This is a genomic window from Marinomonas piezotolerans (genome assembly GCF_003362755.1).
Lineage (GTDB): Bacteria > Pseudomonadota > Gammaproteobacteria > Pseudomonadales > Marinomonadaceae > Marinomonas > Marinomonas piezotolerans.
This window is the reverse complement of record NZ_QKRA01000001.1, coordinates 717,013-736,008: the sequence shown is the minus strand read 5'-3', so window position 1 is coordinate 736,008 and position 18,996 is coordinate 717,013. Positions and strand designations below refer to the sequence as shown.

Annotated in this window: 15 protein-coding genes and 1 pseudogene; 4 read left to right on the top strand and 12 right to left on the bottom strand. The window is 44.3% G+C overall.

The genetic code is table 11. The features are described 5' to 3' along the window. Positions 1–21: 21 nt before the first annotated feature. Both DN730_RS03415 and DN730_RS03410 read left to right on the top strand, forming a co-directional pair. Positions 22–1,692: a tetratricopeptide repeat protein gene (locus DN730_RS03415; protein ID WP_115466686.1), complete on the top strand. Its 1,671-nt coding sequence runs from the start codon at positions 22–24 to the stop codon at positions 1,690–1,692. 9 nt (positions 1,693–1,701) lie between these two features. Beyond that, complete coding sequence (locus DN730_RS03410; protein ID WP_147290556.1) at positions 1,702–2,388, top strand: sensor histidine kinase; 687 nt, start codon at positions 1,702–1,704, stop codon at positions 2,386–2,388. Positions 2,389–2,443: 55 nt separating this feature from the next. Here DN730_RS03410 and DN730_RS03405 read toward each other — a convergent pair whose 3' ends face one another. From DN730_RS03405 to nadC, 12 genes and pseudogenes are all read right to left on the bottom strand, one after another. Further along, positions 2,444–3,103 carry a sensor histidine kinase gene (locus DN730_RS03405; RefSeq protein WP_115466684.1) on the bottom strand — a complete coding sequence of 220 codons (660 nt, stop codon included), beginning with the start codon at positions 3,101–3,103 and terminating at the stop codon, positions 2,444–2,446. A 7-nt stretch (positions 3,104–3,110) separates the two neighbouring features. Then, positions 3,111–4,325, bottom strand: a complete 1,215-nt coding sequence (locus DN730_RS03400; RefSeq protein WP_115466683.1) for a response regulator — start codon at positions 4,323–4,325, stop codon at positions 3,111–3,113. A 26-nt stretch (positions 4,326–4,351) separates the two neighbouring features. Next, positions 4,352–4,567, bottom strand: a complete 216-nt coding sequence (yacG, locus tag DN730_RS03395) for a DNA gyrase inhibitor YacG (protein WP_115466682.1) — start codon at positions 4,565–4,567, stop codon at positions 4,352–4,354. Then, positions 4,567–5,172 (bottom strand): dephospho-CoA kinase, encoded by a 606-nt coding sequence (coaE, locus tag DN730_RS03390; RefSeq protein WP_115466681.1) that lies wholly within the window; start codon positions 5,170–5,172, stop codon positions 4,567–4,569. The genes yacG and coaE overlap by 1 nt, the downstream gene beginning before the upstream one ends. After that, positions 5,169–5,978 carry a prepilin peptidase gene (locus DN730_RS19405; protein WP_115466680.1) on the bottom strand — a complete coding sequence of 270 codons (810 nt, stop codon included), beginning with the start codon at positions 5,976–5,978 and terminating at the stop codon, positions 5,169–5,171. The genes coaE and DN730_RS19405 overlap by 4 nt, the downstream gene beginning before the upstream one ends. Continuing rightward, complete coding sequence (locus tag DN730_RS03380) at positions 5,968–6,996, bottom strand: type II secretion system F family protein (protein WP_115466679.1); 1,029 nt, start codon at positions 6,994–6,996, stop codon at positions 5,968–5,970. Before DN730_RS03380 ends, DN730_RS19405 begins: the two co-directional genes overlap by 11 nt. 1 nt (position 6,997) lies before the next feature. Beyond that, the gene (locus DN730_RS03375; protein ID WP_115466678.1) at positions 6,998–7,927 is read right to left on the bottom strand and encodes a GspE/PulE family protein; all 930 of its coding nucleotides are present in this window, start codon (positions 7,925–7,927) and stop codon (positions 6,998–7,000) included. Continuing rightward, entirely contained in the window at positions 7,924–8,388 is a 465-nt protein-coding gene (locus DN730_RS03370; RefSeq protein WP_115466817.1) for a pilin, read from the bottom strand. The genes DN730_RS03375 and DN730_RS03370 overlap by 4 nt, the downstream gene beginning before the upstream one ends. A gap of 66 nt (positions 8,389–8,454) precedes the next feature. Then, positions 8,455–9,186 (bottom strand): putative metalloprotease CJM1_0395 family protein, encoded by a 732-nt coding sequence (locus tag DN730_RS03365; RefSeq protein WP_115466677.1) that lies wholly within the window; start codon positions 9,184–9,186, stop codon positions 8,455–8,457. Positions 9,187–9,259: 73 nt separating this feature from the next. Continuing rightward, positions 9,260–11,359 (bottom strand): phosphate acetyltransferase, encoded by a 2,100-nt coding sequence (pta, locus tag DN730_RS03360; RefSeq protein ID WP_115466676.1) that lies wholly within the window; start codon positions 11,357–11,359, stop codon positions 9,260–9,262. A gap of 13 nt (positions 11,360–11,372) precedes the next feature. Continuing rightward, positions 11,373–12,590, bottom strand: a complete 1,218-nt coding sequence (locus tag DN730_RS03355; RefSeq protein WP_115466675.1) for an acetate/propionate family kinase — start codon at positions 12,588–12,590, stop codon at positions 11,373–11,375. Positions 12,591–12,596: 6 nt separating this feature from the next. Further along, positions 12,597–13,446 (bottom strand): annotated as a pseudogene (gene nadC / locus DN730_RS03350) (carboxylating nicotinate-nucleotide diphosphorylase). Between the two features lie 772 nt (positions 13,447–14,218). On the opposite strand from nadC, the gene aceE reads away from it, so the two are divergent. Both aceE and aceF read left to right on the top strand, forming a co-directional pair. Continuing rightward, positions 14,219–16,885 (top strand): pyruvate dehydrogenase (acetyl-transferring), homodimeric type, encoded by a 2,667-nt coding sequence (aceE, locus tag DN730_RS03345; protein WP_115466674.1) that lies wholly within the window; start codon positions 14,219–14,221, stop codon positions 16,883–16,885. An 89-nt stretch (positions 16,886–16,974) separates the two neighbouring features. Then, the gene (gene aceF / locus DN730_RS03340) at positions 16,975–18,939 is read left to right on the top strand and encodes a pyruvate dehydrogenase complex dihydrolipoyllysine-residue acetyltransferase (RefSeq protein WP_115466673.1); all 1,965 of its coding nucleotides are present in this window, start codon (positions 16,975–16,977) and stop codon (positions 18,937–18,939) included. Positions 18,940–18,996 lie beyond the last annotated feature (57 nt).

Below are 18,996 nucleotides of genomic sequence, written 5' to 3'. Positions count from 1 at the left end.
TCGGATAGGGCTGGTAATAACGTGGATAAAGCTTTTTTTCAAAACAAGGCCGCTCAAGAAAGTGCAGGTTACGCCAAGTTAAAGACGTTGGTGGCGGATGAGTTTGAGAATGCTCGTCAATCTATTAGGCAGATGCTGCAAGGGTTGGGAATTGTACATGTTGACCAAACCTCCAGCGGTAAAGGGGTCATTGATGCCTGCAGAGCGCATCGTTACGATGTAATCTTGTGTGATTATCGATTGGTAGGCAATAAGAATGGTCAGCAAGTTTTAGAAGAGCTCAGAGAGCTTAAACTGCTCAAACCTGATGTGGTATTTGTGATTGTGTCTGCTGAAACGAGTCGTGATGTCGTGATGGGGATTATGGAATCTCAGCCTGATGAGTATCTATCAAAACCTTTCACGCAAGCTGTGCTGGCGAGGAGGTTAGAGCGACAGTTTAAGCAGGCTAAAGCGTTATCGAAGATGAAAATGTTACTGGCCGCACAAAAATATACCGAGCTTATTAAAGGTTGCCTAGCCCATATTAATGCCCAAGGACGGTATGCTCCCTGGTGCAAGCGGACGCTTGTAGAAGCATATTTAGCGACGAAACATTACTCTCAGTTGGAAACGCTTTGTAAGCAAGAGTTGCAAGATCGAGACTTAGATTGGCCTATGTTAGGGCTCGCTAAAATGCACATCGAAAAGGGTGACATAGACCTAGCAATTTCAATGCTAGAGAAGCTCTTGCAATTATTTCCACAAACCATCTCAGCGTACGATCTCTTAGCTCAATGCTTAGAGGATAGCGGTAAAACAGAAGAAGCACAGCAAGTGCTAGAGGATGCCTTGCGTATATCTCCGCGCATACACAAGCGTCAGAAACATATGGCGACGGTGAGTATGGTCAATGGTGATGCGCAATCTGCACTGAAGGCGAGTCAGCAAACTGTAAGGTTAGGGGCAAACTCTATTTATGAAAATCCTGACGACTATATACAGTTAGTCGATATTGTTGCGGAGTCTTCTGATTCTTCGGAAAGTAAGCAAGATCAAAAGCGTTTGCTCGCCGAAGCATCTCAGGCACTTAGTACGGTTACGAAACGTTTTGCCAACAATGATCGCGTCAAGCTTCGTAAAACATTGGCAGAAAGTCGCTTAATGGCTTCTCAAGGGTATGTGAGAGAGGCCCAGCAATCTCTCTCGATGGCTAAAACACTCGCATCTGAAATGGATGGAGGGATGCCAACTGAGTTTGCTTTGGAATATGGTAAGACACTCTATGGCGCAGGAGAGAAAGAGCATGCAGAGGCGGTTTTATCATCTCTAGTTAATGACTCTACGACACAAGAGAACCTGCGACAACAAGCAGCTGACTTTCTAGATGAACCCGTCAGCAGTGCGGCGAAAGCCGAAGCAAAAGGACTCAATAAAGAAGGCCTGTCTTTGTACGCAAACAAAGATTACCAAAAGGCTGTTCAAGAGTTTAAGAAAGCATTAGCTCTCTCTCCTAGGCACCCTGGGCTAAATTTGAATTTGGTGCAAGGCTGCTTAAAGTTAATGGAATCAGAAGGTTCAAAGCACTATTTAATCACAGAATGTGTAGAAGCTTTTAAACGTTTACAGCATGTTTCTGAACGGCACAAGCAATATAAGCGGTTAGTAGCGTTAAGAGAATATCTCGCGAAAAATTATAAGACTAAGGTGTAGGGGATGAGCATGAAAGCAGATGATAATCAATTGCCTTTTGCAGATGTTATTGGCGCATCGGTCAATGATATGCGTAACTCTTTAGGTCAGGTGTTATATAAACTCACAGGGATTTCTGAAGAGTTAGATACGCAAGAAAGTAAGCTGGGGTTGCAAGTCGTTGAATACGAAGTAACGCGTATGCAAAACGTCATGAATCAGTTGCATGGCTTATACCTTATCGAAACCGACTCACTAACGATTCAAATGCAAGAGGTGTATGTATTTGAATTGATAGATGACATCTTGGCCGGAATGAATGGGCTTTTGGCGAATAAAAAAGTTGAGGTAGAGTTACGTGGTGAAGATATATGCTGGTATTTGGATCCTTACTTGATGACAAATGTCTTGAATATCGCGATTCTGAATGCTGTACGTTACACCAATGACAAAATTTGTATCACGCTTGTGCACAGCGAAAAAGGCTTGAGTATTTCAATTGATGATAATGGGCAAGGGTACCCTGATGTCGTGCTTGAACGCTTTAATAATGTTAAAGCGGGGATGTCTATCGAAGAAGTGTCTAGCCAAAATATTGGCTGGTTATTTTGCGAAAAAATTGCGTCATTACACAAGAATCAAGGCAATGCAGGCGAGACTATTTTAGATAATGAAAGTGTTATTTCAGGTGGTCGTTTACAAGTACTCTTACCATAAAAATCACAATTAACACCTGCGGTCACGTTTTATTTGGTCGGATTACGGGGCAGGGTCATTGAGGAATATAAATAGCTAATTTTGCCCCGCCTAGGCTATTAGACTTAAGTTTCTCTATGCGTCCTGTGCGCCCTTCGACGTTATGTGCTGTGGCTGAAAGCTCTGCAAAATACAGCCCTAGTCCAGTATTTGAACCAAATAGCAGCTCATCTTCTTGATGATCGTTGTTGTTGTATCCTGGTCCGTCATCTTCTATAGAAATGACTAGATATTCTTTGTCTAATGATGCGTTAAGTTCAATCTTTGATTTTGCGAATCGCAGGGCGTTATAAACGGCCGTACCAACGACGGCAGTCATAAGACGCTCGTCAAATACCCCCATCAAATTCCTATCGGCGTTAAACGAAAGGTCCAGATTCTTGGCGATGGCAGACTGGGATAACGCAAAGACTTGGTCATCAAGGAATTCTTCCAGTGAGAAGCAGTCATAGTGAACATGGTACCCATCAGACGCTAGTCGATATAAATAAAGGTATTCTACCCACTCGTCGTTGAGCTGCTTCATACCTTCTTCTACTTTTTGTATGGCTTTTTCAACGTCGGGTTTCAGTGGTTGACGCTTAAGAGTTTCTAACTGATAAAGAAGGGAGCCTATATGATTTTTGCTTTCATGAATTGCACTGGCAAGAATCGTGCTGATATCCATTTTTTCCATAGGGACTCTACTTGGCTGATTTTAGAATGTGAATGCGCTGCTGTGCAGCACTATCTGGTGCATCCGCTTTACCGGCTTCTATGTCACTCTGCCAAACTTCTTCAATTTGCTCAGCAGTTTTTAATTCATTTATAGCAGACATTAGCTCCATTTCCAGTAAATAGGCTTCTGACCTAGTTGTGCTTGAGTCAAAAAAGTTCTGTTCTACCTTCTTTAGAGAGCTTTGAAAGTTATCAAGTTGGCGTGAAGTTAATTCTGATTCGCGCGCGAGTCCTACGATCGAGGCCATGTGTTGAAGGTATACCGATGCCTCGTTGAAACAAGAATGCTTTGCTAAAAATACAGCTCGACGAAAAGACATTTCGGCCATGATATGGTCGCCAATGTCCATACTCAGCTTACCTAGTTCGATTTGTCTTAGTAGATTCTTAGGCGAGCGACCTACCGCATCGATTAGGACTTCTTGAGCTGTGTCTTGATGCCCTTGCTGGATAAGTGTTTTGGCTAGCCAGTCGTACGCAGCGACAAAATACTTATTATCAAGTGTGAGTTGTCGAAGCTTTTTTTCAGCTTTATCAAAATCATTTAAATAAAAGTGACATTTCGCTTCACCAAATACTGCCCAAGGCATTTTGGTGGATTTTCGACACGTTTTGAAGACCGCTAATGCTTCGTGGTAGTCTTTTTTGCAAAGTAAAGCGTCGCCGATGATGCGTTGGCATCGGTTGTCTAACACTGGGTGTTTAGTTGCTACCGCTTGAGCGCTCTCTATGGCCTTATCGTAATCCTGCTCATCTAAAGCCTGGTTTACTTTTATAAGCTTTTCTTTGTTGTTCATTAATTTAAGCAATCTGCGTTGCAGCATAGCTTGAGAGAATGGTTTAGTAATGTACCCATCCGGCGCGTATTCAATAGCGCCCATCACCATTTCAATAGATGTTTCAGCTGTAACCATTAAATAGGCAGAAGTGTTGGGAATAAGGTGTGATATGCGAACTTCTTCTAACAATTGCTGGCCATCTTTACCATTACCGAGATTGTAATCAGATAAAATGACGTCATAATCGTGGCCGCGCAACATTTCTATGGCGCTTTCCGCTTTCATTGCGATATCAATTGATTTAAAGCCGAAGTCATTGAGCATTTTCTTTTGCATGATTCGGGCTTCAGCCATATCTTCAATCAGTAATGCTGTTTTATCTGAGAAATCAGGCTTGTTCATCGTTTGATGGGTCTCTTCTCTATAGGCTACAAAAAAGATCTATTCGGATTTGCTGTTAGATCTTCAGAAAACACCTCGTCTTCCTCGGAGTCTTGTTGAGGAATGCTGTAGCTTTCACTAGCCCACTCTCCAAGATCAATCAATTTACAGCGAGCGCTGCAGAAAGGACGATCTTTATTTTCCGTAGTCCAAGGCGTTTTTTTGCTGCAGGTAGGGCAAGCCACCATTGTATTTTTCTGCATTATTTTTGGTCTAATATTTCAAGTATTTTTTCATGTAGTTTGATGACTTTAACATTCAATTCATCAGGTGTGCCACTATTTTTCAAGATAAAGTCAGCTCGAGAGGAGCGCTCCTCATCGTTCATTTGTGTGTCCATTATGCGATTAATTTGCTCCGCACTGTTGTTGTCCCTGCCCATGCTGCGTTCTAGTTGTTGGTGTCTGGGAAGGCTTATGGCGATGGTAAATTTACATAGACTATTTTTTTCTTTCTCAAAAAGGAGTGGATGAACGAGCAAGCAATAAGGTCCTTTCATCAAGCTAATGTGTTCCATTATCTTCTGATGAATGGCTGGATGGGTAATGGCTTCAAGTTCGGCAAGTTGTTTCGAGCTTGAGAAAACGATCTCTCGGAGTTTTGCACGATTAAGTGTTCCATCGACATTAAGAATATGCTTTCCAAATAGGTTTTCGATGTCGATTAGACATTGTTCGCCGGGCATTACAACCTCTCTAGCCACATCATCTGCATCAATGGACTCAATTCCTAGTCTATTGAAGAGGCTTGCTACTGTGCTTTTTCCAGATCCAATTCCGCCAGTTAAACCAATTGTAATAGGGCTCATGTGAATTCTCTTATATAAAATAATACGAAACTCGAGACGATCAGAAATGGGCCAAAAGGAATGCGAGTTCCCAGTGGTTTTCGAGTCATAACGCTAAATAGTATGCCAGTAACAGAAGCGCCAAGTAATATCGGAGATAGGGCCATAGGGCCTAACCAAAACGCGAGCGCAGCTAAAAGTTTCGCATCTCCCAATCCTATTGCTTCAACTTTTCTAAGGATGAGAAAAACAAAACGTAGACCCGCGATCAAACTAAAGCCGATCAGTCCCGCAATAATATGCGCATTGGTATTTTCATGAGATATGTAGAGTAGTGCAAATGCAAGTACAATGACTAGAGCGTTCAGCTCATCAGGCAACCATTGATGCTCATAGTCTATGATAAGCGACACCAAAAGGCATGAGATCAAAGCAGCGGTAAAGGTCCATTCCAGCGGTGTTAGATTTAAGAAGTAAAGGGGAGATAGGCTGAGTAGCGCTACAAGTTCTATAGCAGGGTACCTTTTTGAAATAGGCTCTTTGCATAGGCGGCACTTGCCTTTAGACAAAGCATAACTGATGAGCGGGATTAGATCCCTAGCATGGAGATTGTGATAACAGTTTATGCACTGTGAGCGTCCATTTACAAAGCTTGGGGGAGGCGTGTCGTCGGATGGCTTTGAAACGGTCAAATTCAGAAACGCTCTCGCTTCTTGCTTCCAGAAAAACGTCGCACGTTTGTGCCAACGCCAAGATATTGCACTAACAGTGCTTCCAATACATAGACATGCGACTGCATAGAGTAAAAAAAGTAGGTCAAACTGCAAAATTGCTCAATTCCAAAAGGGGTAAATAGAGTTGTATAAGAGTATACGCCACAAAAATTGAAGACAGCACTATACCTAATATCGGAATTGCTTTGCAGATTAGATTGATCTGCTGCTGGTTACGACGCTGCCAATCATCTCTCGCTTTTATGAGTGGCGTCACAATATCGGCTGTCTGCTTAAGATTAATTGTTTTTTCTCCACTGGAAGTAAACCATTGCTGGGGAATACAGTTTTCTGGTGCGTATCCAGACTTAAGGAGTAAATGTGCCTTATAGAGGGAATGGCGGTCTTTAATGTGGGCGTGGTTCTTAAGCAACTCTATTGTGTTTTGAAGAGATTCGCCACTCTCTAACATTGAAAGGGTCAAAGTCAGTACGCTCCCAATACGTATTCCGGTTATGTGCTTTGTTATCAGTTGTGAGATAGTACCCTTTAAGGTGAAGTATAGGGTGGCAACTTGAAGTATAGTGACTGAAGACCACAAGATTGCAATATTAACAATATGAAGTTGGTTAAATACCGCGTTCATAAAGGCCATGAGCAATGCGGATTGCATAATTAAAAACGGGTACGTCAGGCTTTTACTGATCTGTTGAGACAGTGCTAGCTCACGTTCTAGGAGTTGAGCTGCTGATTTTAAAATCGCAATTTTTGGACCTTCACTGGTGGATTGCCGCAGTGTTGCAAAAAGTGCTTTAAGCTGTGGCGGTGTAAACGGTATGAGCGCTTGGCCGAAAGAGGTACCGTTTTGAAGTTGAGACAGAATTATTTTAGCTCGCTGGTCTTTTTCTCTTAATCCAAGTGCCTGTAACAATGCACTTTGTAAAGAGTGTTGATTGTCGCAATGATGTAATGTGTTTTGCAGTAATTCGTAGAATTCCTTTGGGCGGTACGGCGTTAATTTGTGCGCTTTGATTGATTTAAATGAATGACGGTAAACGACTGCATGTTGGTAGGCAGAACGATTATTGTCGAAAATATGAAATTCATCCTCTCCAAATTGGTACCAACGCATACTATTCACCCCTCAAATATTTCCACAGCTCTGGGCGCTCAATAAGTGCTTGATAGCTTGGCGGCAATTGTTCTAACCATGTAGGCTGTATCATTGTGAAATGAGGCCGATGTCCAGAGTGCGTGAAGGTCATGGATTGATGGATGATGAGCTTCAAAGTGCTTGCTGTAGAAAAAAAGTCTACTTGCCAATTGTGCAGTCTATGGATGGTATTCAGCGCACTGTTTGTGTGTAGAGTAGCGAGCACTAAGTGTCCGGTTAGCGCAGCGGAAATTGCGAGATCTGCTGTCTTAGCATCCCTTATCTCTCCAACCATTATGATATCTGGGTCTTGACGTAAGAATGCTTTGAGTAAAGCAAAAGTGTCGATATTTAGTAACTCGTTTGGCTCAAATTGATAGATTCCCTCTACAGGCAACTCTACTGGATCCTCAATCGTGAAAATGGTTTTTTTGCCATCATTGAGTGCTTCGAGGCAGGAATAAAGAGTGGTTGTCTTACCAGACCCTGTTGCGCCACAAACTAAGATAAGCCCCGAAGGCTGATGAATGCAATGTTGAAGTGTATATGTCTGCTCCGTAGTTAAGCCGAGTTGATTAACTCGAAGATTGTTTATTGGGCTAAGAATTCGTAGAGCCAGCTTTTCTCCTTCTTCAGACTTTATAATACTTACCCTAACGAAATACTGGCTCCCATCCAGCGAGATGGAAAATTGCCCTTCTTGTATCCTTCTGGATTCAGCGACGTTAAGATCGGCCGCTATTTTTATGCGGTTAATAAGTGTTGAGCCATGCTGTAATTGCTTCATCTCTTGGACCTGACCGAGGGATCGGAATCGTATCTGGATACTGTCTGTCTCTTCGAGCTGCAATAGATGAATATCAGAAGCGCGAGCTTGTATGGCTGTGCGCATTAATTTGTCTAAGTTCATGGCGTATCACCATCCTCGGTAGCAGCGATGGTGCAGTTTTCAGGAGCTATTTGTAATGACAACGTTGTGCTGCATGTCCAAAGCCCTAGAGTATTGCGAGAGTATTTTAGATATTGGCCACTATCAATCCCAATTGAATCGTTCATTGTCAAGGTAACGCTGCCTTGCTTGTTGTCGACTTTAGTGGCGGCGATAGAGTTGATGTGGGTAATTGTGTCCGAGTTGGTGGGGAGTAATTGCTTAAATTCATTTGCGGTTGGAAACGTCGACTGAGTCAATATGTATTCATCGACATTGCTTGTGATTGTGCTAGCAAGAAGCTGAACCTCGACTAGATTGGCTTTAGCAATGTGCTTCTCAAACGAGGGGGCTGTAAAAGACGCTAGAATAGAGATAATGGCAATAACCACCATTAGCTCAACAAGAGTAAACCCGCGCTTATGCGCGTAAAAATTTCTCATAACTTCGCTCCTTGAAGTATTGTGATGCCATTCACATCCTATGGATGGCCTATAACCTAAATCAACTCATGCTGTAAGGCTAAGTGGACGCCTTGAAAGAGAGCCTGAATCAGTCTGATTTAATGCAGTATCTGATAGTACACTGCCGTCTCGCGATGTTGAAGAGGGGGCGGTGCTATTTTCAGAAAGTAGAGAGTTTTCTTTTAGGAGTTGTGAGGAAGCTTCAGTGATGTTGGCTTGTGCTTCACGAGCAACAGCGCGATCAGCGGCAGAGGGCTCGCTTGGTGCAAGCGCTGCACGATAAACTTGCTTCATTTTATCAATGGTTGCTTGTGCATTATTTGGAATTGGGCTGACGTCAATTTGGACTTCACCCCCGACAGCGTAACGCTTACCATCAGGTCCTTGCTCATAGTCATATGATGGAGAGCCAGCGTACTGTCCGCCAGCGGAGGCATGCGCTTGCTCATGTGTTCTGACTTCTTGGTCTCGTGACTTAAGTTCGGCGACTTTGTTCTGCTCGTCTTCCGAGAGTTCATTAGAGGAGTCAGCGTCAGTGCTCGTACTCTTGTCTACAGCGTCGGCGCTCGACTTCTCATTTTGATCGCCAGCATTTGCTTTGTCATCATCAAGCAATGCTTGAGCCTCCTCAGAAATGCTAACGGTATAGTCAGAAGATGAGCGTATAGAGACGGCTGATGATTCATCAGACGTCGAAGACTCAACACTCGTCGCATAGACATTGCGATCTTGTGTATATCGCTGAGCTTCAATCGAATGAGTAACACTGCCAGACATAAAACTACCAATCCATCATATATCCATTTAAGTTAATGAATTGATCGTTTTTTGTCCAGCTTGTTTTGGTCTTTTATGATGCCTGAAGCTGGCCTGACTGGATTGCAGTAATGGCTATCGTGTAGACAATGTCATCCACTAATGCCCCCCTAGATAAGTCATTAACAGGCTTGCGAATGCCTTGTAACATAGGTCCTATGCTCACAACTTCAGCACTTCTCTGCACAGCCTTATATGTGGTGTTACCAGTATTTAGGTCTGGAAAAACAAATACCGTTGCTTTACCGGCTACCTTGCTGTCAGGTGCTTTTTGAGCAGCTACTTTTTCCATGATCGCAGCATCATATTGAAGCGGGCCATCAATTAATAAGTCAGGGCGTCGTTGCTGAGCGATTTCAGTTGCTTTACGTACTTTGTCGACATCATTACCTGCACCTGAACCACCTGTGCTGTAGCTAATCATCGCGACACGTGGGGTAATGCCAAATGCCTCAGCTGACATTGCACTTTCTATTGCAATTTCAGCAAGCTGTTCTGCTGTCGGATCAGGGTTAATAGCGCAGTCGCCATAGACCAGAACTTGGTCTGGTAAGCACATGAAAAACACTGAGGATACCAAGCTAGAGCGAGGAGAGGTTTTGATTAATTGTAGCGCTGGGCGAATGGTGTTTGCAGTCGTATGAATCGCTCCAGACACCAGTCCATCGACATCTCCTTGTTGCAACATCATTGTGCCTAACACTACATTATCTTCTAATTGCTCTCGAGCCACGATATCCGTCACACCTCTGTGCTTACGAAGTTCTACCATGGCTTGCACATATTGATGACGAACGGTTTCTGGGTCTAACACCTCAACGCCAAAACCTAGATCGACTCCGTTGTTTTGAGCAATACGCTGTATTTCATCTGGGTTCCCAAGGAGTGTGCAGCGGGCGATCCCCCGTTCGGCACAGATTGCTGCAGCTTGAATAGTCCGAATGTCTTCACCCTCAGGCAAGATAATACGCTTGTTTAACGCTCGGGCTTGCTCCGTTAGGCGATAGCGGAAGGCTGGTGGTGATAGTTTGCGTTCCTCGTCGTTCAAAGCGAATGAGTTGATCCAGTCATGGTCTATGCAGCGAGCGATATGTTCTTTGACAGTTAAAATACGCTCTTTATCATCAAGTGGTATTTCTTGATTAAAGGACTGCATTTTTATGGCGGTTTCCCAGCTATTGCTATCAACAGATAGGATCGGGAGCCCCTTTGCCATGGCTTTGCCACAAAGCGTCATTAGGCTCTCGCTTGGTTGATAACCACCAGTTAAAACAAGAGCAGCAATTTTTGTATCGTTTAAAGCGGCAATGGCTGTTGCCATGATGACGTCAGTGCGGTCCCCTGGGGTGAATACTAGGACGCCAGGGCGCAGTGCTTCGAGTACGTTTTCTACCCCGCGTGCGCACAAAGTATAAGAATGAATACGTCGGGTATCCATTTCCCCAGCGTTAATTACTCTTGCTTCTAGGAAGTCGGCGACATCTCTTACGCGAGGATAAGTGAGTTCCTCTGAGACAGGAATCTGTCCCAGAAGGCTAAAGTTGCGTTTAAAAATTGGGCGCTGAGCAAACGAATCGCCGTAAGACTTCATACCCAGAGAGCCTGGCTGAGTTTTGTTAAGGATGCACCCTATCACATCATTCGCCTTGATTCCGCCATAGGAGCCGGCGGCGATTTCTACATGATGCTCGAGCTCGCTCACTCGCATAGAGTTGGGCGCAGTAACAAGCACCAAACCTGCGTCAAGCGTTCTAGCAATCGCTTTATTTAGGCGGGTTGCATAGGGGTGTCCAGGAATTTGAGCAAGGCCTTCTACGATTACGGTAGAGTCTGGCTCGATACTAGCTTGAAATCGGCCCACCACTTCTTCCATGAGTTCGTCGATATTGTCGTTGTATAAGTATCGTTCTGCTTCATGTAGTGGAATAGGTTCAGCTGGTCGTAGAGTTGAGCCCTGAGCTACCATGGCGGTGGAGCGATCTGGCCCATCATCTCCTGGGTGAGGTTGTGCAATGGGTTTGAAGAAACTGGCTTTTAGGCCTTGTTGTTCTAACGCCCGAACCAAACCGACGGATACGGATGTAAGTCCGACACCGGGGCCTGTTGGGACAGTCATTAAAACATTAGTAGACATGAATTTTTTATCCTTAAGTATTGGGGGACGGCTCAATACTTTTATTGATTAAATGTAATGTGTCTTGGGCAATAAGTAGCTCTTCATTCGTCGGAATGATCCAAACTTTTATTACGGCATTAATCGGGGCAATACAGCTGATTTCACCTCGAGGCACCGACTCATTTTTAGTTTCGTCTAAAATGATGCCAAGTGTTTTCAAGCGTTGGCAAATTCGACTACGAATAAGAGCTGAATTTTCTCCGATTCCACCTGTAAATATTAAATGTTCTAAAGACTCTAAGTTGGTTGCGACAGATGCCAAGTGTTTTGCTGCTCTTGAGGCAAACATAGTGAGTGCTAGGTCAGCTTGGGTATCTCCAGATGCTTGAGCCATTTCCAATGTTCTGCAGTCGTTTGATTTCTCTGAAATGCCTTTTAAACCACTATCTTTATTAAGGATATTAAGAGCTTCATCCATTGAAAGTTGCTCAGCGTGAGCGATGAATGAAAGAAGACTTGGATCAAGACTACCACTTCGTGTGCCCATCATTAAGCCTTCTAAAGGAGTGATCCCCATGCTCGTATCAACAGAGACGCCTCCTGAAATTGCGCAGACACTCGCGCCATTTCCTAAGTGAGCGATCAATGCATTTTGCTTGCCATAAGTAGGTGATAATTCAGCGAGTTGCATGCTGATGTAACGATAACTCGTTCCGTGAAAACCGTATTTTCGAAAATGGTGCTCCCTGTATAGACGCATAGGAATAGGGTACAGGTACTGATCGGCAGATAAGGTTTGATGGAACGCGGTGTCAAACACTGCAACGTGAGGAAGCTTACCGAATTGTTTTTGGGCTTCCTTGATACCTTTGATATGAGCGGGGTTATGTAATGGTGCAATGTTCGCACATTGTTCAATTCCTGCTAATACGCGTTCATCCACAATGACGGACTCGCTAAATAGCTCTCCCCCATGCACAACTCGATGCCCGATCCCAGCCAATTGGATCGCCGCACTTTTATTGTTGTGTATCCATTCCTTTATCGCACCCACAGCGGCTTGATGATCCCCCCCAGGTAGCGCGGACACACTTTTGGCTCCATTGTGCTTGAATGTAATAAAGCTCTGCTCTGGCGAGTCTAGGCGCTCAGCAATTCCTTCGAGGATAGGGCAGTTGGAGTGTCCGCCAAGCACTGCAAACTTTAAAGAAGAGCTGCCGCAATTAATGACCAGTACTTGATGAGACATGATTCATTATCCTTTAATAACACGTAGTGAAAGGTCGATTGATACGACGTGTTTCGTTAATGCACCAACAGAAATAAAATCAACACCCGTCTCTGCCACTTCTCGTATTCTGGCGTCGGTCATATTCCCAGATGCTTCAAATTTAACCTGACCTGAAAACGAGTCGACCGCCGTTTTCATGTCTTCAAGGCTAAAATTGTCTAGCATAATGATTGTTGCGCCAGCGGTGACGGCTTGTGCAACTTCATCCAGATTTTCGGTTTCTACTTCTATAGGTTTACCTGGCGCTATTCGCTTAGCTTGCTCTACCGCATTTCTAATAGAGCCTGCCGCCATAATATGATTTTCTTTTATTAGAAACGCATCAAAAAGGCCAATACGATGGTTTTTTTGCTCCGCCTACGGTGATCGCGTATTTTTGAGCAAGACGTAAGCTTGGTATTGTCTTACGTGTGTCAAGAATTGCTAACGACTGATCTGCAACGAGATCGGCATATTTTTTTGCGACCGTTGCAGTATATGACAGTAATTGTACGTAATTGAGGGCTGTGCGTTCACCAGTGAGAATACTGCGAGCGTTGCCTGACAACGTTAAAAAAGGCTGATTCTCAACCAGTAATTCCCCTTCTTCGGCAAGCCAATTTAAATTCACCGTTGGATCTAGCTGATAGAAAACCTCTTCCACCCACGCTTTTCCGCAGAGTACTGCGGGTTCACGAGTGATAACTTGTGCTGTCAGTTGATTCGCTTCGGGAATAAGTTCAGCGGTAATGTCGCCAGTACCTATGTCTTCTTGTAATGCCAAGGCCACGTGTGATGATATGTGCTGTAAAAGTTCGCTACTAAGCGTTCCCATGATGAATTGTGTCCGTTATTTTCCTGATTTTGGGGCAATTGTACCGAGTTAATACTGTTTCGTCAGTGCTGAAATGCTTTTCGTAACAATCGTAAAAGGGTAAGTTTGATATTTACTGCTTATGATGCGTATTCTTCTGGTGAATAGTATGGCATTGTTTAGATAAATCAGTACTTATAAGTAAAAAATTATATAAATTGCACAAAAAATGTACACAAAATCCGTCGTTTGACGGCAGATGGTGCATTAGCGATGATCACGTGGCTATGCGTTTAAAAGTTTAAATGGTAATCTTAGCCGCGAATTTCGTACCAACTCACGGGAATTACCGTCACGATGAAGTGCACTTAATTGCACAGTTCGAGCTATGGATAGCGTGAAATCTCAGTGATCATCAGCTTTGCTGGGAAGCATCGACGACAATAGTTAGCGCAGGTTTTAGTGGACTGTACTGCAAAACATTGTGCAGAGAAGCTAGGGTTTGCAAAAGATTTGTTAATCAAATCTCATAAACGGAAATAGACTTACTCAAGATGATGGGTGGTCGATGAAGTGATCAATTAGCATCTAACTAAAATAATAAAACTTGTTTGTGATCTAGCCTACACAAAGTAAATCGCCAATGATTCGGCCTCGTTTATTTTGGTGGGTATCGGCTGGTTTTTCTGATGGAAAGCCAAGCAGTCTATTTAAACTGATCTACAGGTGACTACATAACCAAATGTGCCTGTCGGTCTGAAGTTCTGTTCTTATAGCGGGGGTTATAAACACTATGACGGAGCAGCATATCCTCGAAGATATCGATCCAATTGAAACTAAAGAATGGGTTGATTCTCTCGATTCTGTCCTACGGGAAGAAGGTCCTGAACGTGCGCAATATATTCTGGATCGCTTAAACAAAGAAGCTTTGAAGTCTGGCACACCAATGCCTGCTTCAATCACTACGCCTTACCGCAATACCATTGCGCCTCAAAACGAAAAACCATTACCTGGTGATTTATTTATGGAACGCCGTATACGTTCCATTATTCGTTGGAACGCTTTGGCGATGGTGATGAAAGCAAACCGTCAAGACTCTACTCTTGGTGGCCACATCACAAGTTTCTCCTCTGCAGCGACTCTATATGACATCGCATTTAACCATTTCTTCCGTGGTGCCAGTGAAACACAAGAAGCCGATATGGTGTTTTTCCAGGGACATATCTCTCCTGGAATCTATGCTCGTTCATATATCGAAGGTCGTTTGACGGATGAACAGCTGGATAACTTCCGCCGTGAAGTAGATGGCAAAGGCCTTTCTTCTTACCCACATCCATGGTTGATGCCTGATTACTGGCAGTTCCCTACGGTATCTATGGGTCTAGGTCCACTGCAGGCAATCTACCAAGCTCACGTCATGAAGTACCAAAACAGTCGTGGCCTAGTTAATCAAGGTGATCGGAAAGTTTGGGCATTCCTGGGAGACGGCGAGTGTGATGAGCCAGAATCCTTAGGCGCGATTGCGTTAGCTGGACGTGAAAAGTTAGATAACCTTATTTTTGTTATCAACTGTAATTTACAGCGTCTCGATGGCCCGGTGCGCGGTAATAGCAAAATTGTTCAAGAGCTTGAGGGTGTATTCCGAGGCGCAGGTTGGAACGTCGTCAAATGTTTATGGGGTCGTCATTGGGACCCACTATTTGAAAAAGATGACAAAGGTCTTCTTCAAAAACGTATGGACGAAGTATGCGATGGCGAACTTCAGAACTACAAAGCAAATGGTGGCGCGTACACTCGTGAGCATTTCTTTGGCAAGTACCCTGAGTTGCTAGAAATGGTTAAGGATATGTCGGATGATGACATTATGAACCTTAACCGTGGTGGTCATGACCCTTATAAAGTTTATGCTGCGTATGCTGAAGCGACGTCTCATAAAGGTCAACCAACTGTCATTCTTGCTCAAACTGTAAAAGGTTACGGTATGTTCAAGGCGGCAGAAGCGCAAAACACTGCCCACCAAACCAAGAAGTTGGATGAAGAATCATTAGCGCAATTCCGTGACAAGTTTGGCATTCCAATTAGTGATGAAGAGCTGAAAGATCTTCCTTACTATCGTCCAGCGGAAGATAGCCCAGAAATGAAGTACTTACGCTCGCGTCGTGAAGCACTTCATGGTGATTTCCCTGTGCGTCGTAAAGATTGTGAAGCGTTGGATGTCCCGTCTCTGGAAGACTTTAAAGCGCAGCTTAAAGGCACCAATGGCCGTGAAATTTCATCAACCATGGCGTTTGTTCGTTGTTTGAATAACATGGTCAAACACAAAGGCATTGGTGAACGTGTTGTGCCGATTGTTGCGGATGAAGCGCGTACGTTTGGTATGGAAGGCATGTTCCGCCAATTGGGCATTTACTCTTCTGAAGGTCAGCGTTACACGCCACATGACCACCAGCAGGTAATGTTCTATAAAGAGTCTGAAAAAGGCCAAATTCTTCAGGAAGGTATTAACGAAGCAGGTGCTATGTCTGCTTGGCTGGCGCTGGCGACTTCATACAGTAACAGCAACTACCCAATGATTCCGGTTTACATCTACTACTCTATGTTTGGTTTCCAGCGTATTGGCGACTTGGCATGGGCGGCAGGTGACTCTCAAGCGCGAGGCTTCCTATTGGGTGCCACCGCTGGGCGTACAACTCTTAATGGTGAAGGGTTACAGCACGAAGACGGTCATTCTCATATCCTAGCAGGCACGATTCCGAACTGTGTGTCTTACGACCCAACCTATTCATATGAAGTAGCTGTTATCGTTCAAGATGGCATACGTCGTATGTATAAAGAGCGAGAGAGTGTTTTCTATTACCTAACAGTGATGAATGAAAACTATGAACACCCTGATATGCCTGAGGGTGTTGAAGACGGCATCATCAAAGGTATGTATAAGCTTAAGTCCGTAGAGAAAAAGGGCAACAAGCAAGCTGTACAACTGTTAGGGGCTGGGGTCATTCTGCGTGAGGTAGAAGCCGCTGCGGAAATTCTTAGTGAGGAGTTTGGTGTAAACTCTGATGTTTGGAGTGTCACGTCGTTCAATGAGCTGCGCCGCGAAGGTTTAGATGCAGCGCGTTGGAACATGCTTCACCCTACAGAGAAACCTCGCCTTCCATATGTTGAACAGTGCTTAGGTGACAAAGGTCCGGTTGTTGCTTCAACGGATCATATCAAACTGTACGCTGATCAAATTCGTCCATTCATTAACAGTACTTTCAATGTATTGGGTACTGACGGGTTTGGTCGAAGCGATACTCGCGCTAAGCTACGTCACTTCTTTGAAGTGAACCGTTACTGGGTTGTTGTATCTGCATTAAGTGCGCTTGCGAAAGATGGCAAAATCAAGCCTGAAGTCGTTGCAGAAGCAATTAGTAAATTTGACTTGGATCCAAACAAGCCAAACCCAGTTACCTGCTAATAGCGGACTGATCGGGACTGGGCCGCCTCATTAGGTTGGCCCAGCTAGTTATAGTTTGATGCGTCTTTGAAAAGACAAAGGAGATTTCCGTGAGTACTGAGACTATTCGAGTACCGGATATTGGTGGCGCGACTGACGTTGATGTAATTGAGATCAGCGTACAGGTTGGCGATATAATTGAAGTTGACCAATCCATTATCGTTTTAGAAACTGATAAAGCATCTATGGATGTGCCTTCACCACTTGCAGGTAAGGTAACAGCTATCACAATTAAAGAAGGCGATACTGTTTCTGAAGGTGATGACATTTTAGAGCTTGAAGTGGAGGCCGGTGAGGCGTCTGCTGAAGAATCTAAATCAGCAGAAAGCGAAGAAGCGCCAGCAAAAGAAGCTACGCCAGCAAAAGAAGAGAAGCCCAAGCCAGCGGCAGCCGCATCTGAGGAAACGGTTTCTGTTCCAGATATTGGTGGCGCAACGGGTGTTGATGTGATCGAAGTGTGCGTCGCTGAAGGTGATGTCGTCCAAGAAGGTGATTCAATAATCGTTCTTGAGACGGATAAGGCTTCTATGGATATTCCAGCGCCTTCCAGCGGTAAAGTATCTAAGCTTATTGTTAAAGAAGGCGACACGGTATCTGAAGGTGATGCGATTCTCGTTATGATGACTGAGGGCTCAGAGGCTGCTGAGAGCGAAGCCGAGGAAGAGCCTAAAACAGACGCTGCACCCCAAGAAGATTCTGCGTCAGTAGCGTCTGAAGAGACAGCGACGTCTGGTGGTGTCGAGCCGGTCAATGTTCCGGATATTGGCGGTGCTACAGATGTTGATGTTATTGAAGTTGTTGTGGCTGAGGGTGACAAAGTCGCAGAGGGTGATTCAATCATCGTTCTAGAGACTGATAAAGCATCTATGGATATTCCTGCACCTAAGGCTGGTGTAGTGAAGTCTGTTTCGATAAAAGAAGGTGATAAGGTTTCTGAAGGGACGTTAATTCTTGAGCTTGAAGTTGAAGGTTCTGCTTCAGCACCAGCAAAACAAGATGCACCGAAGTCAGCAGCTCCAGCACCTGCTAAGCAAGAAGCGCCTAAAGCCGCTGCGCCAGCCGTGGATCAGGGTGCGGTATTGTCGTCTCCAAGCAAAAAGGTCCATGCCGGCCCAGCGGTTCGTTTATTAGCTCGTGAGCTAGGTGTAGATTTATCGTTGGTTCGTGCAACAGGTCCTCGTGGTCGTATCACGAAAGAAGATCTTCACGCATATGTGAAAGCTGCCGTTCAAAAGGCTTCTTCGGCGCCAGCAGCAGGAGCGACCGTTGCAGACGGTGCAGGTATTCCTCGAGTACCTGAGATCGACTTTAGCCAGTTTGGTGAAGTTGAAGTTGTGAAAATGAGTAAGATTCAAAAGATCACGTCTTTTAACATGACGCGTTCTTGGTTGAATGTTCCTCATGTAACACAGTTCGACAAGGCTGATATCACTGATTTAGAAGACTTCCGTAAGAGCCTGAAACCAGAAATGGAAAAACAGGGTGTTAAATTAACTCCACTTCCATTTATGATTAAAGCGGTTGCGCAAGCGCTTGTTAAAAATCCAGCGTTTAACGTTTCACTTCATGCAGACGGTGAAAGTGTTGTTAAGAAGAAGTACGTGCATATTGGTATTGCTGTAGATTCCCCAGTGGGCTTAGTGGTTCCTGTTCTTCGTGATGTAGACAAGAAATCTGTTGTTGAAATTGCGACGGAAGCGGGTGAGTTGATCAAGAAAGCCTTGGCTAAGCAGCTTAAGCCTGCTGATATGCAAGGTGGCTGTTTCACGATCTCTAGTCTTGGGGCAATGGGCGGTACTGGCTTTACGCCAATCGTCAACACTCCAGAAGTGGGTATTCTTGGTGTTTCTAAGGCAGATGTTGAGCCACGTTGGAACGGCAAAGAGTTTGAGCCACGTACAATGTTGCCATTGTGCTTGTCTTACGACCACCGAGCAGTAAACGGTGCTGATGCTGGACGTTTCATGTCGTATCTAAATGCTCTACTAAGTGATGTTAGGCGTCTGACTCTCTAAGTTATTCATTAACTTCTAAAAAAGCAGCCTAGGCTGCTTTTTTTTATGTCTATTGTT